This window comes from Motilibacter deserti (genome assembly GCF_011250635.1).
GTDB classification, from domain to species: domain Bacteria; phylum Actinomycetota; class Actinomycetes; order Motilibacterales; family Motilibacteraceae; genus Motilibacter_A; species Motilibacter_A deserti.
Map to the genome: position 1 here is coordinate 638660 of NZ_JAANNP010000002.1, position 21867 is coordinate 660526.

The 21867-nt window shown below is 73.9% G+C and carries 18 protein-coding genes; 5 read left to right on the plus strand and 13 right to left on the minus strand.

The window, feature by feature from the left end:
• Nucleotides 1-1113: an N-acetylglucosamine-6-phosphate deacetylase gene (locus G9H71_RS07825; RefSeq protein ID WP_166280358.1), complete on the plus strand. Its 1113-nt coding sequence runs from the start codon at nucleotides 1-3 to the stop codon at nucleotides 1111-1113.
• A complete protein-coding gene (locus G9H71_RS07830) occupies nucleotides 1104-1418 on the plus strand; it encodes a hypothetical protein (protein ID WP_166280360.1) in 315 nt (104 codons plus the stop codon). The genes G9H71_RS07825 and G9H71_RS07830 overlap by 10 nt, the downstream gene beginning before the upstream one ends.
• Here G9H71_RS07830 and G9H71_RS07835 read toward each other — a convergent pair.
• The 5 genes from G9H71_RS07835 to G9H71_RS07855 all read right to left on the minus strand — a co-directional run bounded on the left by G9H71_RS07835 (nucleotide 1415) and on the right by G9H71_RS07855 (nucleotide 10140).
• Nucleotides 1415-2161 carry a copper homeostasis protein CutC gene (locus G9H71_RS07835; RefSeq protein WP_166280362.1) on the minus strand — a complete coding sequence of 249 codons (747 nt, stop codon included), beginning with the start codon at nucleotides 2159-2161 and terminating at the stop codon, nucleotides 1415-1417. The two genes, G9H71_RS07830 and G9H71_RS07835, sit on opposite strands and share 4 nt — an antisense overlap.
• Nucleotides 2162-2228: 67 nt before the next feature.
• A complete protein-coding gene (locus G9H71_RS07840) occupies nucleotides 2229-4175 on the minus strand; it encodes a TolB family protein (RefSeq protein ID WP_166280364.1) in 1947 nt (648 codons plus the stop codon).
• A gap of 106 nt (nucleotides 4176-4281) precedes the next feature.
• Entirely contained in the window at nucleotides 4282-5475 is a 1194-nt protein-coding gene (locus G9H71_RS07845) for a serine hydrolase domain-containing protein (protein ID WP_166280366.1), read from the minus strand.
• A complete protein-coding gene (locus tag G9H71_RS07850; RefSeq protein ID WP_166280368.1) occupies nucleotides 5468-6055 on the minus strand; it encodes a TIGR03086 family metal-binding protein in 588 nt (195 codons plus the stop codon). Before G9H71_RS07850 ends, G9H71_RS07845 begins: the two co-directional genes overlap by 8 nt.
• Nucleotides 6056-6204: 149 nt before the next feature.
• Complete coding sequence (locus G9H71_RS07855) at nucleotides 6205-10140, minus strand: Ig-like domain-containing protein (RefSeq protein WP_166280370.1); 3936 nt, start codon at nucleotides 10138-10140, stop codon at nucleotides 6205-6207.
• 142 nt (nucleotides 10141-10282) lie between these two features.
• Between G9H71_RS07855 and G9H71_RS07860 the strand changes: the two genes are divergently transcribed.
• Nucleotides 10283-11929: a peptide chain release factor 3 gene (locus tag G9H71_RS07860; RefSeq protein WP_166280372.1), complete on the plus strand. Its 1647-nt coding sequence runs from the start codon at nucleotides 10283-10285 to the stop codon at nucleotides 11927-11929.
• A gap of 114 nt (nucleotides 11930-12043) precedes the next feature.
• Here G9H71_RS07860 and G9H71_RS07865 read toward each other — a convergent pair whose 3' ends face one another.
• The 3 genes from G9H71_RS07865 to G9H71_RS07875 form a co-directional block, all read right to left on the minus strand.
• Nucleotides 12044-12982 (minus strand): hypothetical protein, encoded by a 939-nt coding sequence (locus tag G9H71_RS07865; RefSeq protein WP_166280374.1) that lies wholly within the window; start codon nucleotides 12980-12982, stop codon nucleotides 12044-12046.
• A 219-nt stretch (nucleotides 12983-13201) separates the two neighbouring features.
• Nucleotides 13202-15043 carry a metallophosphoesterase family protein gene (locus G9H71_RS07870; protein ID WP_331272826.1) on the minus strand — a complete coding sequence of 614 codons (1842 nt, stop codon included), beginning with the start codon at nucleotides 15041-15043 and terminating at the stop codon, nucleotides 13202-13204.
• A 145-nt stretch (nucleotides 15044-15188) separates the two neighbouring features.
• Nucleotides 15189-15641, minus strand: a complete 453-nt coding sequence (locus G9H71_RS07875; protein ID WP_166280376.1) for a YdeI/OmpD-associated family protein — start codon at nucleotides 15639-15641, stop codon at nucleotides 15189-15191.
• A gap of 205 nt (nucleotides 15642-15846) precedes the next feature.
• Between G9H71_RS07875 and G9H71_RS07880 the strand changes: the two genes are divergently transcribed.
• A complete protein-coding gene (locus G9H71_RS07880) occupies nucleotides 15847-16278 on the plus strand; it encodes a hypothetical protein (RefSeq protein ID WP_166280378.1) in 432 nt (143 codons plus the stop codon).
• Nucleotides 16279-16420: 142 nt separating this feature from the next.
• A complete protein-coding gene (locus tag G9H71_RS07885) occupies nucleotides 16421-17023 on the plus strand; it encodes a hypothetical protein (protein ID WP_166280380.1) in 603 nt (200 codons plus the stop codon).
• 31 nt (nucleotides 17024-17054) lie between these two features.
• Here the strand turns inward: G9H71_RS07885 and G9H71_RS07890 are convergent, their stop codons facing one another.
• From G9H71_RS07890 to G9H71_RS07910, 5 genes are read right to left on the minus strand one after another with little or no spacing between them, the layout of a single operon-like run.
• A complete protein-coding gene (locus tag G9H71_RS07890) occupies nucleotides 17055-17717 on the minus strand; it encodes a response regulator (RefSeq protein ID WP_166280382.1) in 663 nt (220 codons plus the stop codon).
• Nucleotides 17714-18931 (minus strand): sensor histidine kinase, encoded by a 1218-nt coding sequence (locus tag G9H71_RS07895; RefSeq protein WP_166280384.1) that lies wholly within the window; start codon nucleotides 18929-18931, stop codon nucleotides 17714-17716. Before G9H71_RS07895 ends, G9H71_RS07890 begins: the two co-directional genes overlap by 4 nt.
• 55 nt (nucleotides 18932-18986) lie before the next feature.
• The gene (locus tag G9H71_RS07900) at nucleotides 18987-19940 is read right to left on the minus strand and encodes a D-alanine--D-alanine ligase family protein (RefSeq protein ID WP_166280386.1); all 954 of its coding nucleotides are present in this window, start codon (nucleotides 19938-19940) and stop codon (nucleotides 18987-18989) included.
• The gene (gene alr, locus G9H71_RS07905; protein ID WP_331272827.1) at nucleotides 19937-21061 is read right to left on the minus strand and encodes an alanine racemase; all 1125 of its coding nucleotides are present in this window, start codon (nucleotides 21059-21061) and stop codon (nucleotides 19937-19939) included. The genes G9H71_RS07900 and alr overlap by 4 nt, the downstream gene beginning before the upstream one ends.
• Nucleotides 21058-21684: a M15 family metallopeptidase gene (locus G9H71_RS07910; RefSeq protein WP_166280388.1), complete on the minus strand. Its 627-nt coding sequence runs from the start codon at nucleotides 21682-21684 to the stop codon at nucleotides 21058-21060. The genes alr and G9H71_RS07910 overlap by 4 nt, the downstream gene beginning before the upstream one ends.
• Between the last annotated feature and the right edge of the window lie 183 nt (nucleotides 21685-21867).

Consider the following 21867-nt stretch of genomic DNA (forward strand, 5'->3'; position numbering starts at 1 on the left):
GTGCTGCTCACGGCCGACCGGGTCGTCACGGCCTCCCAGGACCTCCGGCCGGCCTGGCTGCGGGTGACGGACGGCCGGGTCGAGGCGCTCGGGCAGGGCGAGACGCCGGTGCGCGCCGACGAGCACGTCGCCGGCGTCGTCGTGCCGGGCTTCGTCGACGTGCACTGCCACGGCGCGGTCGGCGCGGACTTCGCAGGCGCGGACGAGGCGGGCGTGCGGGCGGCGGCCGCCTTCCACTGGCGGGCCGGCACGACGTCGGTCGTGGCGTCCGTCGCGACTGCGCCGCTGGACCTCATGGAGCGCCAGGTCGCGCGGCTCGGCGGGCTGGTCGCCGACCGGGTCGTCGCCGCGGTGCACGTCGAGGGGCGCTTCCTGTCGCCGTTGCGCAAGGGCGCCCACGACGAGCGGCTCCTGGTGCCCCCGGACCGCGCCGACCTGGACCGGCTGCTCGCGGCGGGGCCGGTCGCGATGGTGACGCTGGCGCCCGAGCTGCCGGGCGGGCTCGACGCCGTACGCCGACTGCACGACGCGGGGGTCGTCGCCGCGCTGGGGCACAGCGACGCGGACGCGGCCACCGCGACCGCGGCAGTGGATGCCGGTGCGCGGTCGGTGACGCACCTGTTCAACGGAATGGTCCCGTTCTCCCATCGCGCGCCCGCGCTCCCCGGCGTCGCGCTCACCGACGACCGGCTGACGCTCGAGCTGGTGGTCGACGGGCAGCACCTGGACCCGCTCGCCGTGACGATGGCGCTGCGCGCTGCGGGCGACCGGGCCGTGCTCGTGAGCGACGCGATGTCCGCGACCGGACAGCCGGACGGGCGCTACGACCTGGCCGGCAACGAGGTCGAGGTCGTCGACGGTGTGCCGCGCGTCGTCTCGACGGGCTCGCTCGCCGGGAGCACGACCCCTGTCGCCGGCGGCCTGCGCCGTCTCGTGCTCGACCACGGGCTCGGGCTGCAGCAGGCGCTGGCGGCGGTCACGTCCCGGCCGGCGGCGCTGCTCGGCCTCGAGGGCGTCGGCGACCTGGGGCTGGGGACGCATGCCGACCTCGTCGTGCTCGACCCCCACGAGCTGACCGTCCTGCGGGTCATGCGGGGCGGGGAGTGGCTCTGAGCACGGCCGCCACCACGTACATCCGCGTCGAGCGGAGCAGGGACGGCACCTACGCGGCCGACCTCTCGACCGACCTCGACGCGCTGTGCGAGGGGATGGAGTACGGCGACGTGTGCGAGGGCGAGTACGAGGTCTGGGTCCATCCCGGCGGCGAGCTCTGCGCAGTCGTCCCGGACCGGGCCGTGGCCGAGCGGGACCATTGGGCGACGCCGCGGGCGGACCTCTGGCTGCCCGAGCTCCGTGTGGTCGGGTCGGACCCGGCGCGGGTGGCGGAGGCGTACGAGCAGCTGACCCGGCGCCGCTAGCCGCCGTCGCGCTCCAGTGCGGCGAGCACGTCGCGGACCGGGCCGGCGGCAGTGACGAGGCGGGGCCCGGTCTCGTAGGAGACACCGCTCGCCGAGGCGGCCGGGGCCACGGGCACAGAAGCCCGGAAGTGCACTTCCTGCACCCCGGTGCGCCTCACCAGCTCCGCGACGTTGTGCGCGCGTACGCCGCCACCGGCCAGCACACCGATGCGCCCGGCCGCCTGCTCGACCAGCGCCGCCAGCATCGGAGCTCCCTCGGCACAGGTCCGCGCGCCGCCCGAGGTGAGGACGCGCGTGAAGCCCAGGCCCACCAGGCGCTCGAGCGCGTCGGGCAGGTCGGCGAGCGTGTCGAACGCCTTGTGCATCGTCACCGGCGCGCCGCCGCAGGCCTCGACCAGCCGGGCCAGCACCGGCTCGTCGAGCGCGCCGTCGGGTGTCAGCGCGCCCAGCACGAAGCCGACGGCCACGCCCGGCGGCACGGGCAGTGCGCGTACGGCCGCGATGTCCGCGAGCATCACGTCCACCTCGGCGGGGGAGTAGGCGAAGCCGCCACCGCGCGGGCGAATCATCACCTGAACGCCGATGCGGGAGACCCGGGCCAGCACCGCGGCGACCGTGCCGATGCTGGGCGTCGTGCCGCCCTCGACGAGCCCCGCGCACAGCTCGACGCGGTCGGCGCCGACGGACTCGGAGAGCACCACGCCGTCGACGTCGTCCAGGCAGACCTCGGTGACTACGTGCACGGGTGCAGGCTAGGCGCTCCGGCGAGACGGAGCACCAGCGTGCGGCTTCGGAGCCGCGAGCCGGACGTCAGCGGCCGTTCGCCAGCCAGCCGTTCGTGCCGCCGTTCACACCGAAACCGAGGATCAGCCCGTCGGTGCTCGTGGACAGCGTGAAGTCGACGACAGCTTCAGAGTCGCTGGCGATGGTCGTGGTGCCCGAGGCGAGGTCGACGCTGTAGACACGCCGGACGCCGCCCGCCACCCCGGACGTGATGCCGCTCGCCGCCGTCGCATAGGCGACCCGAGAGCCGTCGCCGGAGAGGGCGACGTCCCACACCTCGGCGTCGGGGAGGCTGCCGTCCGCGCTGAGCGAGACGACCGTCGTCGTGCCGGCCGCGAGGTCCGTCACGAACGCGACCCGGTGGCCCTCGGAGGCCCAGCCGCCGCTGCGCGGGACGGTGCGCGTGGCGCCGTACGCGACCTTCGTGCCGTCGGCGGAGAGCGTGGGCCCGCTGGCGGACCATGTCGCACCCGTGCCGTCGACGGGCGGCAGGACGCTGCGCGTCGTGCCCGACACGAGGTCACGGACGTAGACGTTGTTGAACGGTCCGACGCTCGCCCCGGCCAGGCTCCCGTCGCGGGAGGTGAAGGCGACGAAGCGGCCGTCGGCAGAGATGGACGGCGCGAAGCTGGCGTTGTCGCTCAGCTCGCCCGACGGCTCGACGCTCACCAGCTCCGTGGTGCCGGTCTGGCGGTCGTGACGGAAGACCTGGAGGTAGGAGCCCGTCGCTGTGTGCCCGCGGAACGCGACGTAGCGGCCGTCCGCGGAGAGCACCGGCCGGCTGTTCATGTTGTCGTTGGCCGACTGCTCGCCCTCGCTGAGCCCGGGCCCCGCGGAGACGAGCTCGACGGGCCCCGTGCCGACCGTGGAGACGAAGACGTTGTAGCCGTCCGGGGCGCTGGCGACCAGGGCGCGCGAGGACGAGACGAAGGCGACCGTCGTCCCGTCGGCGGAGATGCCGATCTCCTTCGGGCTGACGTTCGGCGCCACGACCACGGAGTCGCCGGTCTGCCGGTCGAAGCGTGCGACCGAGCCGTTCTGGTCGTACGCGACGTAGCGGCCGTCGCCAGACACGGCCGGCTTCGAGGCCGGGCCGGACGTGCCCGTAAGCGACGGAAGGCCGGAACCGGACCAGGCCGCGGGCGACGTGGGGGTGGGTGTCGGCGTCGGCGTGGGTGTCGGGATGGGCGTCGGCGCCGGGCTCGAGGACGGGGCGGGAGACGCCGGCGGGGTCGGGCTCTGCGACGCGGAAGCGGCCGGGGAGGCGCTCGGAGCCGGTGCGGCCGCGGGCTGCGGCGCGGAGGGCGCGCTCGGCGCGGGGGTGGGCGTCGGCCCGGGGGCAGGCAGCGGAATCGCCGCAAGCGCCAGCCGGGGCGAGACGAACGCCTTCGCACCCTTGGCGGCCGAGACCACGGCCCGCAGGGACAGCGAGCCAGAGGTCGACGCCGCCACCGAGAACCGGGCCACGCCGGAGGCGTTTTCCCGTGCCGTCATCGGGCTGCCCCAGCGGCTGCCGTTCAGGCGCTGCAGCACGACCTTCCGACCGGGACGGGCGGGCCGTGCGGTGAGGGTGATCTCGGCCGAGGTCGTGGCGGTCGCCGCCCGGGCGACCCGCAGGACGGCCGTCTGCGCGACGACGACCACGCGCGCCTTCGGCGTGGTGAACGAGCCCGACACGACGCGCAACGAGTAGGCCCCGGTCCGCGCGGGGGCGACGAACCGGACGGCGTAGCTGCCGGTCCTCGTCGTGCGGCCGACACCGGCGCGTACCCAAGTCCGGCCGTTCCAGCGCTGGACGGTGACGCTGCGTACGCCCGCCCGGGCGAACGTGCCCTTCGCGACGAGCTGCTCACTGGGAGCGGCGGTGCTCACGGAGACCGTCAGCGACGGCTTGGCCGCCGCCTCGGCCGGCTGGGCCACGAGCCCAGTGGTTGCAAGAACGGCAAGGCCGACGAGCGCCGGAGCGCGGTTCACGGTTCCCCCCAGGAAATGCAACGGCGCGCATCTCGCGCCGTCCCCGATACACGCGCAGGCTAGTGCATCCGTGGGGAGGCCGATCTCGAACTCCTGGACCTGCCGGTCAGCGTTCACTCTCGCGGGTGTGTCCGGGGGCCAGCGCCGCGTACGCCGCCTCCTGCAGCGCGGCGTGCGGCGCGTAGTCGGCCGGGCCCTCGAACAGCCGCTGGGTTAGCACGATGACGGTGAGGCCCCGTGCCCGGTCGACGAGCCACGACGTGCCGAGCCCGCCCTCCCAGCCGAAGGCGCCGCGCATCGGGCCGTCCGTGAGGAGCGAGCCGCCCAGGCCCCACGTCCGGCCGTCGAGGAAGACGCCCGCGCTGCGCGCCTGCTCCGGTGTGAGCTGGCCGCGCGTCATCTGCTCGGCCGCGCCGGCGCTCAAGACCGGTTGGCCGTCCCGCAGCAGCATGCGGGCGAACGCCAGCAGGTCGTCGGCCGTGGACAGCAGCCCGCCCGCACCGTCCTCGAACGCCGGCGGCCGGCTCCACTCCCCGTCCGGCCCGTCCCACACCTCGAGCCCGCCGCCCGTCGGCCGGTACGCGGTGGCGAGCCGCCCGGGCTCGCGGGCCCAGAACCCCGTGTCGCGCATGCCCAGCGGCTCCAGCACCCGCGACGTCAGCGCATCGCCGAAGGTGCACTCGGCCGCGCGGGCCACGAGCACCCCGAGCACCTGGGAGCCGGTGTTGTAGAGCCACCGCTCTCCCGGCTGCGCCATCAAGGGCAGCGTTCCGAGTGCGGCGACCCAGTCGTCGGGCGCGGGCAGCGACTGCGGGCGTGGAGGCCCGACGAGGCCGAGCCGCAGCCGGTCGGCGGCCGCGACCACCGGCCACGGCTCCGGGCCGTCGAACATCTCCATGGCCACGCCGAAGCCGGACGTGAAGGTCAGCAGGTCCCGGACCGTGACCGCGCGCTCTGCCGGGACCGCGTCGTCCAACGGGGCGTCGGGCCGCCGCAGCACCCTGCGGTCGGCCAGCTCCGGCAGCCAGCCGTCGACCGGCGCGTCGAGTTCCAGCAGCCCCTCGTCGACCAGGGCGAGGACGACGGCGGCCGTGAGCGGCTTGGACGTCGAGGAGATGCGGAAGACCGAGTCGCGCTGCACCGGTGCGCCGTCCAGGGCCAGCCGGCCGCGGGCCTCGACGTGGGCCTGCTCGCCGCAGGCGACGAGCGCGACCAGGCCGGGGAGCGCACCTTCGTCGACGAACCGCGCCGCGGCTGCGGAGAACTCCTGAAGCCCCGTGCCGGTGAGCCCGTCAGACACGGGCCGTGGGACGCCACATCGGGTCGCGGCCGGTCAGGCCGAGGACCCGGTCCATGAGCAGCGCATCGTCCGGCACTGGGACCGGCGGCCCGAACAGGCCAGGCGTGCCGTTCGGTGCCTGCGCGACGCTGGCCAGCAGGAAGCCGTGCAGCGCCTCGGCCAGGCCGTCGTCCCACTGGAACGGCTGGCCGGTCGCCACCGACAGGTCCCAGCCGTGCACCAGCAGCTCGTCCAGGGCGAAGAAGCCCGCCGCGTCACCCGGCAGGTCGATGCCGCCGACCCGGGTAGGGCCCGACCACGCGTCCTCCAGCCTCCACGCCTCCGCCAGCGTCGCGAGCAGCCCGGGGAGCTCCTGCCGCCACCCGGGCCGCAGCTGTGCGGCATCGGGCTGCGGCGCGGCGCTGCCGCCCACGAGGTCCTTGCGGGCCGCGGCCGTGAAGCCGAGGCAGAGCCCTTCGACGTGGTGCAGCAGCGCGGCGACGCTCATGTCGGGGCACGGCGTCGGGTCGGCCAGCTGGTCGTCGCGCACCGTCGCGACCAGCTCGGCCAGCGTGCGGGTGGCGGGGCCCAGGTCGAGCATGGGGCGTCTCCTCGTCGGCGGTGTCCTTCGCGGGCGGTCGGAGGGCAGACGACCGGCGACGGCCGGACTCATCGGCTCCGGCACGTTGGGTGGAGAAGGCCGACGGCCGCCCCGCGGATCGCGGGACGGCCGTCGGGTGGTGCTCGGCGTCAGTAGGACAGCTTGATGTCCGTACGCCGGTTCAGCTGCCGCCCGCGGGCGGTCGTGTTGCTCGCGATCGGCGAGGTCTCGCCCTGAGTGACCGTCACCGCGTCGGCGTCCAGGCCCTTGAGCAGGAACGTGCAGACCGAGACCGCGCGCCGCTTCCCAAGGCCGACGTTGTAGCTGGTCGTGTCCCGCGAGTCGGTCGACCCGACGCACGTGACCGTGCGGACGCCCGTGAGCTTCGTGCGCAGCGACGTGAGGTACTTCCGGTCCGCCGGGCGGATGACCGCGCTGTCGGTGTCGAAGTAGACCGGGCGGATCACCAGGACGTTCTGGGCGACGACCTTCGTCCGGGTGTGCACGACGAGGGTGGCGCCGCCGCCGCGCCGCGCGATGCGCGAGACGACGGACATCTCACGGCCACCCGGCTGGGCGGCCAGCGCCCGGCCGAGGGTCGTCAGCTTGACCGGGACCGAGAGGTAGCGGACCGACGAGGTCGCCGCGACCTTCATCGAGCCGCGGCCGGTGACCGTGGGCTCGCCGTTCACGGTCGCGAAGAGCGTGACCCCGCAGGCGTCGATGCGCGCGTTCGAGACCGAGCAACTCACCGGAACGGTGCTTCCGGAACCCGCGATCGTCCTCCGCGTCGGCGCCGCCGTGCCGCCGGTCACCGGGGGCAGCACCACGGGGGCCACCGGCGCCGGGACGACGCTCGGGACGTACGTGGCGCCGACGACCTGGTTGTAGGCGTCGGTCAGCCGGAACTTCACGCCCTTCGCCACGCCGGTGAAGCCGGGAGCGGGGACGAACGTGATGGTGCCGGTCGTGGTGTCGAGGGCGTACGTGCCCTCACCGGCGACGACCACGACGGTCGAAGGGTTGCCGGAAGCGTCGAGCAGCGTGGCCGACCCGCCGCGCGGGACCACGATGCCGCCGGTCTGCTGAGCGGTGCCGGTGCCCGTCGAGGACAGCGAGGACGGCGCGGCGAGGGCCGGCGCGGTCGTCGTCACGGTCACGGTCGCGGTGACCCGGCGGCCGGCGCCGTCGACCGCGGCGTAGCCGAACGTGTCGGCGCCCGAGTGCCCGAAGGCGGGGGTGTAGGTGACGTTGCCGGCGGCGCCGACGACCGTGGTGCCGTGCGCCGGGGCCGCGGTGACGGCCACCGAGGAGCGGTCGAACTCGCCCGAGTCGTTGGTCAGGACGTCGATCTTGACCGGCGTTTCCGCCGGTGTCACGGCGGTGTCGTCCGCGGCACGCGGCGTGACCGTCACGGTGACTGTGCCGACGGCGATCCCACCACGGCCGTTGTCCACGGTGTAGGTGTAGGCGTCGTTGCCGCTCCAGCCGGCGTCCGGGGTGTAGGTCACCCGGCCGTCGGCGCCGAGCACCGCGCCGCCGTGGGCGGGCTGCGTGATGCCGGTGACCGTGAGCGGGTAGCCCGCCGGGTCGGTGTCGTTGGCGCGGACGTCGGTGGTGACCGCGGAGCCGACGGGCGTGGTGGCCGTGTCAGGCCCGACGACGGGCGCGCCGGCCGCGACGACCGTCAGCGTGAGGGTGGTGACGGCGGTGCCGCCCTGGCCGTCGGCGACCTCGATGATCGAGACGTACGAGCCCGGCGTCGTCACCGTGCCGGTGAACGCGCCGCCGGTGCCGAGCGTCACGCCGGCGGGCAGCACGCCGCCGGTCCTGGTGTAGGTGAGCGGGTCGTGGTCGGCGTCGGTGGCCGCGAGCGCGGTCGGCGTGTCGCCGAGGACGACCGTCTGCGCCGTGTTGCTCGCGGCCCCGGTGTAGGCGGGGGCGATGTTCAGCACGTGCCACTGCGCGTAGAGCGTCGCGTGTGCGTTGGCGCTGTAGGTCGAGCCGGGGGCGTACGCGGTGCCCGAGCCGTCCGCCGCCGTGTTCCAGCCGGTGAAGGCCCGGCCGGCGTACGTGACGCCGGAACCGGTCGCGACAGTCACCGAGCCGCCCTCGACGAAGTCGGCCGAGGCGGGCGCGCCGGTGCCGCCGTTGGCGTCGTAGCCGACCGTGTAGACGGGCGCCCACCGGGCGTACAGCGTGACGTTCGCGTTGCTGGCGTAGGTCGCGCCCGCCGCGTAGCTCGTGCCGCTGCCGTCGGCCGCGGTGTTCCAGCCGCGGAAGACGTAGCTGGCGCGGGACAGGCCGGTGCCCGCGGCGACCGTCGTCGAGCCGCCGGCCGAGAAGGTGGACGCGGCCGGCGTGGTGCCGGTGCCCGCGTTGGCGTCGTAGCTGACCGTGTAGGTCGCGAGCGCGACGTCGAAGAAGCGCTCGACCGGCGAGGCGAAGGCGAAGGTGCCGTTGCCCGGCTGGGTGGCGCGGACCTTGCAGACGCCCGGCGCCACCGCGCGGATCGAGAGGCCCGTGACGGTGCAGACCGACGGCGTGTAGGACGCGAGGGTGACGGGGAGCCCGGAGCTGGCCGTCGCGCCCGACGGGAAGGTCTGCGGAGCGCCGGTTGCGAGCAGCTGCGTGCCCGGGGCCGGGAAGGTGATCGACTGCCCGGCGAGCGTGGAGACGGGGAAGGTCACCTCGACCGGCGGGGCGAACCCGTACGTCGCGTCACCGTCCTGCGTCGCCTCGATGGTGCAGGCGCCGGTGATGAGGGCGTCGATCTTCGTCGGGTCCACGGAGTTCACGGCGCAGATCGCCGGGGACTTGCTGGTCAGCGTGACCGGCAGGCCCGACGAGGCGGTGGTGTCGGAGGCGACCGTGCTGCCCGGCGCGGCGACGACCGGGCTGGGGAAGGTGATCGTCTGGCTCGTCGTCGACGGGCTCAGGGTGACGGTGTTGGAGCCGGTGCTGAAGGCGAGGCCGTCCGAGACGCGGAAGTCCATCGTGTCGAGCGGGCCGGCCGTCAGGCGCAGCTTGCCGAGCTCGATGTCCTCGGTCGTGACGAACTGGCCCGCCGTGACCGGCGTCCACGACGAGCCGGTCTGCAGCTCGAGGGCCCCCTGGGTGGGCGTCGCGACGATCTTCACCCCGGCCATCGGGTTGTCGTCGGGGTCGGAGTAGGTGCCGAAGGTCGACAGCGGCAGCGCGGTCGGCACGCCCGGGACGACGTTGACCGTGCGGCTCGTCGTCGTCGGCGGCTGGTTGAACGGGTTGTCGTAGGTCACGACCTGCGTCGAGTAGGCGCCCCAGTTGGGGGCCCCGAACTGGACGCCGAAGAAGTTCTGCCCGCCCTCGACGTTGCCGAAGACGATGTCGATCCGGCTCAGCGCGTCATAGGTGACGCTGGCCTGGTCGCGCGGGTCGTTCGGCCGGTTGCCCTGCTCGGTCGCCTTGAAGCGGACCCGGTTGGTGCTGGAGGGCTGGGAGACCTCGAGCCACGGCTGGTTCGCCGTGTTGCGGGCGTTGACCACCGTGTAGCGCTGGAAGCCGGTGAAGTCGGTGAACTGGTACTCCGGGCCGTTCGACGTGTCGATGTCGATCGAGGTCATCGTCACGTTCTTGAGGACGACCGGCGTCCCGGACCCGGGGCGGGAGTACGTGCCCGCCTCGTAGAACGCGAACGAGAAGCCCGTGGTGCCGCCGCCGCTCGGGGTCGTGGCGTCGATCTGGAAGTTGCCGGCGGTGGTGCTCGCGCTGCCGGGGTTGTCGTACGACCCGACCGTGGTGTTCGGCGAGATGTGGCTGGTGACGACCGCGTCGACGGCCACGCCCGACACGTTGGCCACGTTCTTGTAGAGCACGACGTCGCCGTCTTTGGTGCCGGAGCCGGTGCCGCTGATGTCGACGTAGTTGCCCGTGGTGTGGTTGAAGGCCAGCGTCTGGCCGGACATGTTGAGGCTGGTGTACGCGGTGGAGCGCGAGGCGTCGAGCAGGCCGGCGCCGGTCAGGCCGGTCGCCACGAGCGCCGCGGCCGCCGCCGTGGCTGCCCAGGTGCGCCGGCGGAGGCGGTGCCGGGGTGCGTATCTGTGCACGAGAACTCCAGAGAACGGCGCGCACCGGGCGCGGCGAAAGATCAACGTTCCCTCTATCGGCCGTACAGATCGCGGTCTGAGCGGTGTCGGGCCGCCCGCCGGTAGCCTGGGTGTGGCGTGACACACCGACAGGAAGCACCCCATGAGCAGCACAGCTGAGGTACGCGGCCCGGACGAGGACCAGGGGCCCGGCCCGGCGCTGCTCGCGGGCGACGCTGCGGGCGAGGCCGCGCGGCGGCGTACGTTCGCCGTCATCTCGCACCCGGACGCCGGCAAGTCCACGCTCACCGAGGCGCTCGCGCTGCACGCGCGGGTGATCCAGGAGGCCGGTGCCGTCCACGGCAAGGCCGGTCGCCGTGGCACCGTCTCCGACTGGATGGAGATGGAGCGCAACCGCGGCATCTCGATCACCTCGTCGGTGCTGCAGTTCGGCTACCGCGACGCCGTGATCAACCTGCTCGACACCCCCGGCCACGCCGACTTCTCCGAGGACACCTACCGCGTGCTCGCGGCCGTCGACGGCGCGGTCATGCTGCTCGACGCCGCCAAGGGGCTGGAGCCGCAGACGCTCAAGCTCTTCGAGGTCTGCCGCGCCGGCAAGGTGCCGATCATCACGGTGATCAACAAGTGGGACCGCCCGGGCAAGGAGCCGCTCGAGCTGCTCGACGAGATCGAGTCGACGATCGGGCTCAAGCCGACGCCGGTCAACTGGCCGGTCGGGATCGCCGGCGACTTCCGCGGGCTGCTCGACCGGCGGACGGGGGAGTACGTCAAGTTCACCCGCACCTCGGGCGGCGCGACCGTCGCGCCCCAGGAGGTCTTCAAGCCGGTCGAGGCGGCCGAGCTCGAAGGCGTCGCGTGGGAGACCGCGGTCGAGGAGTCCGAGCTGCTGGAGGCCAGCGGCGCCGACCACGACCAGGACGCGTACATCGCCGAGGAGACCTCGCCGCTGCTGTTCGCGTCGGCGGTGCAGAACTTCGGCGTCAAGCAGCTGCTCGACGTCCTCGTCGAGCTGGCCCCCGCCCCCGCCCCGCGCCCCACGGTCAAGGGGGACCGGCGTGAGCTCGACGCACCGTTCAGCGCGTTCGTGTTCAAGGTGCAGGCCGGCATGGACACCGCCCACCGCGACCGGGTGGCGTACGCCCGGGTCTGCTCGGGCGTCTTCGAGCGCGGCATGGTCGTCACCCACGCCGCCAGCGGCAAGCCGTTCCACACGAAGTACGCCCAGGCGCTCTTCGGCCGCGAGCGCTCCACGCTCGAGACGGCGTACCCGGGCGACGTCATCGGCCTGGTCAACGCCAACGCGCTGCGCGTGGGCGACTCGCTCTACGTCGACAAGGCGGTCGAGTTCCCCGCCATCCCGTCGTTCGCGCCCGAGCACTTCTCCGTGATGCGGGCCAAGGACGTCGGCCGATACAAGCAGTTCCGCCGCGGCGTCGAGCAGCTGGACCAGGAAGGCGTGGTCCAGGTGCTGCGCTCGGACCTGCGTGGCGACCAGGCGCCCGTGCTGGCCGCCGTCGGGCCGATGCAGTTCGAGGTGTCGGCCTACCGCATGGAGCACGAGTTCAACTCGCCCGTGATGATGGAGCCGCTCGAATACACCATCGCCCGCATCACCGACCCCGACGCCGCCGACACCCTCTCGCGGCTGCCCGGGGCCGAGCTGATGATGCGCAGCGACGGCACGGCGCTGGCGTTGTTCCTGAACAAGTGGCGGATGATGACGATCTCGCGCGAGCACCCGGGGCTGCGGCTGGACCCGCTGGTGGGCGGGGCGTCGGCGGTCTGAGCGACGAGTCGTGGAGTGCTGACCGCGCTATCGCACGGTCAGCGCGCCACGAGTCCTGGTGCACGAGCGGCCGGAGCTGGTCGGCCGCAGCGTAGGCCCCACGTGTCGTGTCGCTCATGCAGGCATGCAGGTCGCTCCGCACCGCCTGATGGGACCGGTCCAGCCGCGTGCGATGAGCAGTGTCCCCACCTGCTTCGCCACCTCACAGGGGCGCCCCGTGACGTCGGGGTAGCCGTAGCGCAGGGTGGCTCGAGCGCCGAGGGTCACGGCGTTGTCCCGCGCCATGTCGCGCCAGATGTCCTGCGGCCTCGAGTGCCCCAGACGGCCGTCCAGCTCGATGAGCACGCCGTAGTCCTCGTAGTCGACGTCCCGGTAGACCGTCGCCACGCTGACCACTTCCCTGGCTTGCCGCCGGCCCGTCGGTAGGCCGTGGCGACGCTCCACGTCTCGCAGGTAGCGCAGCTCGAGCAGTGTGTGGGCTCCTGCCGCCACGTCGTCGAGCACCCCGAGGACGTCGCGCCGGCGGTGGAAGCGCCCGTGGCGGGAGGCCGCGTCCCGCAACCGCTCCGGCGTCGTCAGGCGACGCTGAACCGCCTGTGCGACGAGGGCCAGGGCGTCGTCGAGGGTCCGCGCCGTGGCGGCGAGGTCCAGCACGGTGTGCTCGAGGCGTGTGCGACGCGGGGCCGCGCTCGGGTGAGTGCTCCCGTGGAGCAGCTTTGACCTACGCACGTGGACGCCCGCGGGTGGTGCAATGCGACGGTCGGCCGGGATGACGATCGTGGGCTGCGCGGGAGGTGCATCAAGAAGCCCCCACAGCCACGCGGCCGAGCCGTGGCTGGCGGTGGCGCCGCGGCCGCACGCGAGCACTGCCGCCCAGATCTCGCCGAGCGGCGTGAGCGGCCCTTGATCGACGCAGTAGACCGCTCGGTGAACGGTCCGCCAGCGCCCGGACTCGAGGCGCCAGTCGAGGGCATCGGTGGAGAGGACCTGCAGGGCCTGGCCACGGGAGATGACGCAACCCTGCTTCTGCGCGACCTGCATCAGCCACGTCATGGCACGAGCCTGGCGTCGTCCGCCGCGGGTCGTGCGTCGTCACCGACGGTCTGTGGACGAGCGCGCCGTCCCGCCGCACCTGTGGAGGACTCAACCCACGCGGTCGTGGCCGGAGCTCCACAGCTGCGGGAGGACGAAGGATCCTGCAGATAGGCGCAAGGCGTGGAGTGCCGGCCGTGCCATCACCCGGCCAGCACTCCACAACTCGGCAGTGCCGCCTCAGCCCAGCGGCATCTCGTCGAACAGCACCGTCGGCGCCTGCGGGTCGCGGGTGTCGTAGCGGTAGGACCGGACGACCATGTCGGCGGTGTCGAGCACCGAGAACACGGTGATGTCGTTGCTCGAGACGTACGGCATCGGCCGGCCGGCGGCGTCCAGCAGCGGCGCGACGGTGGGGACGACCGGCTCGAGGCCGCCCGGGTCCCCGAGCAGGACGTTCTCGCCGTCGTCGGGGAGTGCGCGCTTCACGCCGTTGAAGTCGTCGAACGCGCCGTAGGAGTTGCCGACGTTCGACGTCTCGATCCAGTTGACGCCGGCCTCGTTGACGAAGCGGTTCCACAGGTGCGAGTGGCCGTTGTGCACGAGGTTGACGCCGTAGCGGCTGAACAGGGGCTCGAGGTCGCGCAGGATGTGGTCGTCCTCGAGGGGGTACTCGTACTTCACCGACGTGGCGTTGCCGGCGGCGTCGCGCGTGACCGTGGGCACCGGGTCGGTGAACGCGGGGGCCGAGTTGTCGCCGAGGCCGTGCCCGGGGTGGTGATACATCACGACGCGGACCTTGGCCTTGCGCGCGTCCTTCGAGGCGAGCTGCTTCTCCAGCCAGGCGTACTGCTCCGAGCCCTTCGACACCGGCTCGAAGATGTGCTGGCCGTAGCCCCACTTGGTCGGGTCCGCCAGCGTCGAGGACGCCTCCTGGAACTTGCCCTTCACGTTCGGCGCGGTGGACCCCGAGCGCCAGATCTGCGTGACGAACAGGCACACCACGAAGACGTCGCCGATGGTCGTCGACCAGTAGCGCGGCCCGCCCTCGTACGAAGCCGGGAACGGGAACATCTCTTCGTACGTCGTGGCGTTCCACGAATTCGCCGTCACCCACTGCTCGCGGTCCCCGGACCCTTCGCTGGCGTAGCGGCGCGAGGCGACCGAGCGCGGGTGCGGGTCGTTGAACTGCGCGTCGAGCGTCGCCTCGACGGTGCGGCCCATGACCTCGTGGTTGCCGATCGACGGGTAGAGCGGCGTGTTCTGGATCAGCGGCGCGCCCGCGTACTGCTTGCCCCCGAGCGTGAACCTCGCCCGCCCGGTCAGGCCTGCGAAGAACGCCAGCCCGGTGGTGGAGTCGAACCACTCGCTCGCCCGGTCGGGGACGTTCACGAGGTCGCCGGCCATCAGCACGCCGTCGAGCTCCACGCCGACGGTCTCGGCCACCTTGGCCAGGTTGGCCGGCGTCATGTTCTTGAGCTGGTGGTCGCTGGTGAGCAGCAGCTTCACGTCCTCGCTACGGCGGGCCTTCGCCTCGGCGGAGTACGCCGCGCTGACCGTCGCGCGCCCGTCGGAGTGCAGCGAGACGACGCGGTAGGGCGTGCGGACGCCGCGCTCGAGCCCGATGACCCGTGCGGTGTGCCGGAAGACAGGCCGCGGGGTGAGCTTCGCGTACGCCCTGGGCGCCCGGGAGGCAGCGTCCTCCGCCGTCTGGCTCAGCTGGTACGTGTCGGCGCGCTTGCGCCGCCAGCCCTCGCCGGCCGCCTTCGCGCCCGTGACCGCCGCGACGGCGTCCGCGGCGGACAGCGTCGCCACGGCGGGCCCGAAGAGCACGAAGTGCTCGTCGCCCTCGGTCTCGGTGTGCCACACGACGTTGACGTCGCTCCAGCTCGGGTCCAGCTGGTAGGGCTCGCACAGCAGGGCCGGGCCGTCGGTGGAGTAGGCGCGACGGGACGCGGCGGACGCCTCGGGCGCGCCGGCGGCGGTCAGCGCGGCACCGGCGACGAGGCCGGCCGAGCCGGCGAGGACGCTGCGGCGCGAGACGAGGGAGGGGTCACCGGGGGCGGGGGGATTCGCAGTCACGTGGCTGAGCCGATCGGGGCCGGGTGAACCCCACGTTCTGCTCAGCTGTCGGGAGCAGGAACATCCGCTGCCGACTCGCGAGGGTGGTTGCGTCGGGACACCAGGCGGCCGCAGAACGGCAATGCGCACGGGCGCCGCGGCGCGGTCACCGCGTCCGCTTGCCCTCGCGCAGCGAGCCCACGGTCTTGGCCACCCGTGCCGCTCGTGTCTCGGGCTTCTTCGCCTCCTCGATCCAACGGACCCACTCCTTGCGGTGCGAGTAGGCCAGCGTCTCGAAGGCCGCCCGGGCCACGGCGTCGGCGACCAGCTCCGCGCCCAGGTCGTCCGGGACCACGACCTCCCGGGGCGCGGTGTCGGGCTCGACCTCGACCTCCACCTCGTCACCGGCGGCCACGCCCGCCGCGGTCCGGTGCTCGGCCGCGAGCGGCACGAAGTAGCGGCCGCCCATCGGCGCCACGGTCGTGCGGTACGTGTGCCCGCCGATCGTGACGACCACCGCCGGCCGCTTGCCTCCGCCCAGGGCCTGCACCACCTCCTCAGGCACCGGAAGACCGGTAGCCGTCTTCCCACCGAGCTCGACCGTCGTGCGGAACCTCATGGCCGGAGTATCCCGCGACGGACCTGCGCGGGGGGACATTCCTGGAGTTCCCCGGCGTACGACCCCGGTCGGGCGGGAAGGAAGCGCCACACGCCGGAAGCGGCGGCGACGTCGACGTCGTGCTGCGCCCTCCGGCGACCGGTCGAGACCAGGCCGCGCGGCCCCGCCGCACCCACGAGCCGACGCTCCGCCCGAGGAGAGACCCATGTCCCAGACCCCCGCCAGCACGCCGTCCGGACAGGACCGGGAGGGCGCCCGCGCAGCCATGCGCGACCTGCCGGGCGAGACCGCGCTCGGCAACGTCGACCCGGCCACCGCCAAGAGCCCCGACGAGATCGGCCGGCGCGCCGAGGACGTGGCCGCCGAGGAGGGCTTCGTCGCCAGCCGGCCGGGCGGCGGGGACTCCGCCGCGGCGTCGAGCCGCGCGGAGGCGGACGCCGGCAGCACGGCGGCCCCGACCGGGATCTCCGATCTCGAGCGCAACACGTCCGACACCCCTCTCGGCGACCTGTCGACCGGGGGAGAGGCAGCCCGGCAGGCGCTCGGGGTCGACCCCGCGGACAACCGGTTCGGCGAGGTGCCCGACAACAGCACCGGCGAGGCGACGCGGGCCGAAGTCCTCGGGGACCAGGCCTGACCCCGCCGCTGCTTGGGGACGCAACAGCCCGAGGGGCGAGATCGTCACCGGCGCCACGGGGCAGCGTCCCATCGCCGCCGGGCAGCGTCCGTTCGCAGCCGACCTACGCGGCCACAGCACCAGCAACGGGAAGGCAACGACCATGGGCAAAGGCCCCGACAGCCCCTCCGACAACCACGCGCTCGCCCAGGCGGTGCACGACCTGGGAGCCGCCTTGTGGCTCGGCGGGGCGGTCATGGGCGTGGCCGGCGTGAACAAGGCCGGCCGGCGCCTGCCGCAGGGCATCGACCGCATCAGGGTCGCCGACTCCGCCTGGAGCCGGTTCGGCCCGGTCGAGTGGGCGGGCATCGCGGCCATGCTCGGCGCCGGGCTGCGGCTGACCCAGGTCGGCAAGGGACGCATGGCGCTGCAGCAGGGCTTCGCCACGGCGGGGATGCTCAAGGCCGGGGTGGGCGTGCTCGGGGCGGCGGCCACCGCGTACAGCACCTACACGGGCAAGAAGGTGGCCAAGCTCGCGGAGGAGGCGCACGCGCGCGGCGTGACCGTCGACGTCGAGGACGCCACGGTCCCGTCTGCGACCACGCCGCCCGAGATCGCGCGATGGCAGAAGCGGGAACGGGTTGCGCAGTACGTCGTCCCGGTGCTGGCGGGCGGCAACATCGCGCTCGGCTCCTACCTCGTGCAGTCCTACCGCGCGGGTGCGACGGCCAAGGGGGTGGCGCACCGGCTGCTGCCCGGCCGCTGAGACGAGCCGGCAGCGGGAAGCACGGGCGGCGTCAGCGCAGCCCGTGCTCGTGAGCGAAGACGACGATCTGCACCCGGTCGCGCAGGTCGAGCTTGCGCAGGATGCTGCCCACGTGGGTCTTCACCGTCGACTCGCTGAGGAAGGTCTCGGCCGCGACCTCGGCGTTGCTCAGCCCGCGTGCGACGGCGTCGAGGATCTCGCGCTCCTTGTCGGTGAGCGAGGAGTAGGCCGTGGGCAGCGGCTCCGAGTGCCGGAAGCCGCCGTCCAACAGCGTGTGCAGGTCGTCCGGGGCCAGAACGGCGCTTCCTGAATGCACGGTCCGGATCGCGGCGCGCAGGAAGTCAGGCGTCGCGTCCTTGAGCAGGAAGCCGCTGGCGCCGTAGCGGATCGCCATGGCCGCCCGGTCGTCGAGGTTGAACGTCGTGAGCACGATGACCCGCACCGGGCGCGTGCGGCGCGCAGCGGCCTCGGGCGCGAAGATGAGCCGGGTCGCCTCCACCCCGTCCATCTCCGGCATGCGGATGTCCATGAGCACGACGTCGGGCTGCGTCGTCGCCACCAGGTGCACGGCGTCACGCCCGTTCGACGCCTGGCCGACGACCTGCATGTCCGGCTGCGCGTCGAGGTTGACCGCCACCCCGGAGCGGAAGAGCTCCTGGTCGTCGACCAGCAGGACCCGGATCGGGTCGCTCATCGTCCCCCCTTCGGTCGGAGCGGCACGTCGGCCGTGACTGCGAACTCGATGGTGCCGTCCGCCGTGTCCTCCCGCCGGGTCCAGAGCCTGCCCCCGACGGCCTCGAGCCGGCGCGCCATGCCGGGCAGCCCGAGGCCCTCGCCAGAGGTGTACTCGAGTTCCTGAACAGTGTTGCGTACTTCGAGCCGGAGGTCGTCCGCGCCCCACACCCGGCCGACGAAGACGGGCAGGTCGCGCCGCCCGTGCCGGATCGCGTTCGTCAGCATCTCCTGCAGCACCCGGTAGGCCACCACGTCGAGCTCCGGCGGCATCGGCTGCGGCTGGCCCTCGACGGTGAGCCGGACGTCGTGCCCGGCGCTGCGTACGCCGTCGATCAGCTGGTCGAGACCGCCCGGCGGGCGCGGGGGAGCGGCGTCCGGCGAGGTCGAGGCAAGCACCTGCCGCACGTCACCGAGCGACGAGCGTGCGGTCGCGGCGATCTGCTCCATGGCCGAACGGATCTTCGCGATGTCGTCGTCGCCGTAGAACTGCGCTGAGTCCGCCTGGGCGAGGATCACCGTCAACGAGTGGCCGACCACGTCGTGCACGTCGCGCGCCAGCCGGGCTTGCGCGGCCTCCAGCCCGGCGATCTCCTGCGCCCGCTCGGCCTCCGCCTCGGCGGCGCGGCGCTGCGCCACCGAGCGGCGGTAGGCGTCGCGCACGCGCAGCAGCAGCCCGACCAGCCACGGCCCGGCCAGCGTCGCGAGGACCAGCGCCAGCCCGTTGGCCACCGCCGGCGCCGACAGGTCGCCCGAGAGCCGGTCGAGGCCGAGCCGGCGCGGCAGGTCGGTACCGGTCGTCGCCACGTAGGCCACGGCCAGCACCGCGCCCGTCGGGATCGACAGGCCGCTGGCCCAGACCGTCAGCGGCCGCCCGTAGCGCGCCGTGCCGTAGGCGACGAGCACCGTCGCCAGCTGCACGAACGCCACGTCGCGGCCGACGAGGACCTGCAGGACCGCGGACACCCACACCAGGGCGAGGGCGAGCGCGGGCTGAAGCCGGTAGGCCCCCGCCGCCGCACCCATGGCGAGCGCGGCGAGCGGGCTCGGGTTGTTCACCGCGATCCCGCGCTGGGACTCCCACAGCCCGAACGCGGTCACGGCGAGGCCCACCGCGACCCCGAGCAGCATCCGGCGCTCGGCCGCGCTGGGCGGCCAGGAGGAGGACTGGGCCATGGGCTGGGCGAGTGCCGATCGGTCAAAGGTCAGGGAACGCAACCATGCAACCACGTCAACGGTGCCTGGCCAGCGCCCCCGCGATCAGCTCGTCCAACAGCGTGGGGTACGCCGTCCCGGCCGCCGCGAACATCTTCGGCACCTGCGACTGCTCGGTCATGCCCGGCATCGTGTTGACCTCGTTGAGGACGAGTCCGTGCGCCGTCACGAAGAAGTCGATGCGGGCGACGCCCGAGCAGCCCAGCGCGTCGAACACCGCCAGCGCGGCGGCCTCGAGCTCCTTGCGCTCGACGTCGCTCACCGCAGCGGGGATGCGGAAGTCCGCGGAGCCGTCGTACTTCGCCGTCGTGTCGAAGAGGGCGCCCGGCCGGACCACGACCTCCAGCGCGGGCGCGACGACACGCGTGCCGTCGGCCCGCTCCAGCACCGCCACGTCCACCTCGCGGCCGACGACCAGCTCCTCGACGAGCACCCGCCCGTCGAGCTCCAGCGCCGCCGCGATCGCCGGGCCCAGCTCCGCCTGCGACCGGACGAGGGCGACGCCGTGGCTCGACCCCGCCGCGACCGGCTTGACCACCGCGGGGAGGTCGACGGGGACCCCGTCCGCTGGCGAGGACACGAGCACGCCCGGGGCGACCCCCACGCCGAGCTCGGCCGCCACCAGCTTGGTGGCCCACTTGTCCATCGCGAGCGCGCCGGCGCGTACTCCTGACCCGACGTAAGGCACGCCGGCCAGCTCGCACATTGCGGCCAGCGTCCCGTCCTCCCCGCGCGGCCCGTGCACCGCGGGGAAGACGACGTCGCACGCGGCGACCACGCCCATGGCCCCCGCAAAGGTCGTCCGCGCGCCGTCGAGCAGCCAGCCGCCGTCGCGCGCGATCGTCAGCGGGACGACGTCGTAGCGCCGCCAGTCCAGTGCGCGCCGCACCGACTCGGCCGTGGCGAGGCCGACCTCGTGCTCGCAGTTCTGCCCGCCCCCCACGACCGCGATCCGCGTCCGCGCGGTCATGCGCTCACCGCCAGGTCTCCTGCCGTGACGACCCGCCGGCCCACCCGCGGCCCGATGCCGGTGACGATCTCGTGCTCCAGCGTCCCGGCCCACCGCGCCCAGTCCGCCACCGTCGGCTCGCCGTCGGCGCCCGGGCCGAACACCGTCGCCACCTCGCCCGGCGTCACCGCGTCGTCGCCGATGTCCACGACGATGCAGTCCATCGACACGCTGCCGACGACCTTGCGCCGGCGCCCCCGCAGCTGCACCCAGGCCGAGCCGGACGCCGCGCGCGGGATCACGTCCGCGTAGCCGACCGGAAGGAGAGCGAGCCGGGTACGCCGCGGCGTGGCGTACGTCCGGCCGTAGCCCACGTGCGTCCCCGCCGGCACCTCGCGCACGCCGACGACGGGCGCGGCGAGGGTCAGCGCGGGGTGCAGCAGCGTCGTGCCCGACGGGTCGATGCCGACGAGGCCGGCGCCCACACGGCAGAGGTCGAAGTGCGTGTCGGGCAGCGTGAGCGTCGCGGCGGTCGCGGCCAGGTGCCGGACCCTGGGACGCAGCCCGGCGCCCCGGGCCGCTGCGACCGCCTCCACGAACCGCTCGCGGCCCTGTCGGTTGAGCGGGTCCCGCGGCCGGTCGGCCCAGCCCAGGTGCCCCATGACGCCGACGACGCGCACGTGCCCCTCCCGCTCGGCTGCCCGTGCCGCCGCACAGAGCCCTCCCCACTCGGTCACCGATGCGCCGTCACGAGCCATCCCGACGTCGACGTGCAGGTGGACGCGGACCCGCCGGCGCGTACGGGCGGCGGCTGCGGCCACCGCAGCGAGGTGCGCGTGACCGGGGACGCCCAGCTCGACGTCGGCGACGAGGGCGTCGTCGAAGGCGGCGTCGACCGGGTTGAGCCAGCTCAGGAGGGGGGCGCCGACGCCGGCGGTGCGCAGGTCGAGCGCCTCCTGCACGGAGGTCACGCCGAGCGCGCTGGCCCCGTTGGCGAGGCTCGTCCGGGCGACGGCGGCGGCGCCGTGGCCGAAGCCGTCCGCCTTCACGACCGCCATCAGGCCGCCGCCGGCGCGGGAGGCGAGCAGGCGGGTGTTCGCGGCGACCGCCGAGAGGTCGACGGTGAGCGTCGCGCCGCTCACGGCTCGACCGGCCCGTAGACCGCGCGGTCGGCTCCGGTCGTGAACGCCCAGTAGCGGTCGCCGAAGCTCCAGTGCCACCACTCGGTGGGATAGTTCACCAGGCCTGCGCCCCCGAGGGCCCCCGCGAGCAGGCTGCGGTTGCGCCGCGCCTCGACGTCGACCGCGGCGTCGAACGCGCACCGCCCGGCGCTCTCCTCGGGCGTCGCGTCCAGCTCGGTGCCCATCCACAGCTCGCGCCCGAACGCGTCGGCGAGCGTCACGTCGACCGCGGCGCCGGCCACGTGCGGCGCCACCTCGAGCGGGGCGACGTAGCGCGAGGCCATCCGGCGCAGCTCGTCGTCATCGAGCCAGGGGAACGTCGCCCGCAGCTCGCGGGTGTAGCCGGTGAGGACCGCGGACTGCGCCCGCGCGGTCCGCAGGCCCTCGACGACGAGCAGCCGCACCCCGGGCGGGAGGGCGGCGTCGGCGGCCATGAGCCGGTCGGCCAGCCCGGCGCGTACGTGCCGGCGGTCCTCCCCGGGCTCGGCGCAGGCGATGCCGCACGTGGCGAGGTCGACGAGCCGGTCGCCGTTGTCCTCGACCGGGATGGCGACGACGTCGGGGTCGGCGAGAAGCGTTGTCATGCCGGCGACGCTAGGGATGCCGCGAGGGGCCCGGCGTCGGTCGCAGGTGCCTATCGGCGGTACTTGAGGGGGAGCAGGGGTGCCGGTGAGGCGGCTGTGACTGCTGTGACGCGGACGGCTGATTCCGCCGGAATCACGTCGGTGCCCTCCGGCGCGGCGCCTTGAACGGGCCCCCGCTCGCTG

What these genes read in the sequence shown, in the direction of transcription:
- G9H71_RS07850 (WP_166280368.1), bottom strand. Translation starts at nt 6,055, where the DNA reads ATGCTCGACCTGGGCCCCGCCACCCGCACGCTGGCCGAGCTGGTCGCG.
- G9H71_RS07860 (WP_166280372.1), top strand. Translation starts at nt 10,283, where the DNA reads ATGAGCAGCACAGCTGAGGTACGCGGCCCGGACGAGGACCAGGGGCCC.
- G9H71_RS07865 (WP_166280374.1), bottom strand. Translation starts at nt 12,982, where the DNA reads ATGACGTGGCTGATGCAGGTCGCGCAGAAGCAGGGTTGCGTCATCTCC.
- G9H71_RS07875 (WP_166280376.1), bottom strand. Translation starts at nt 15,641, where the DNA reads ATGAGGTTCCGCACGACGGTCGAGCTCGGTGGGAAGACGGCTACCGGT.
- G9H71_RS07880 (WP_166280378.1), top strand. Translation starts at nt 15,847, where the DNA reads ATGTCCCAGACCCCCGCCAGCACGCCGTCCGGACAGGACCGGGAGGGC.
- G9H71_RS07885 (WP_166280380.1), top strand. Translation starts at nt 16,421, where the DNA reads ATGGGCAAAGGCCCCGACAGCCCCTCCGACAACCACGCGCTCGCCCAG.
- G9H71_RS07890 (WP_166280382.1), bottom strand. Translation starts at nt 17,717, where the DNA reads ATGAGCGACCCGATCCGGGTCCTGCTGGTCGACGACCAGGAGCTCTTC.
- G9H71_RS07895 (WP_166280384.1), bottom strand. Translation starts at nt 18,931, where the DNA reads ATGGCCCAGTCCTCCTCCTGGCCGCCCAGCGCGGCCGAGCGCCGGATG.
- G9H71_RS07900 (WP_166280386.1), bottom strand. Translation starts at nt 19,940, where the DNA reads ATGACCGCGCGGACGCGGATCGCGGTCGTGGGGGGCGGGCAGAACTGC.
- G9H71_RS07910 (WP_166280388.1), bottom strand. Translation starts at nt 21,684, where the DNA reads ATGACAACGCTTCTCGCCGACCCCGACGTCGTCGCCATCCCGGTCGAG.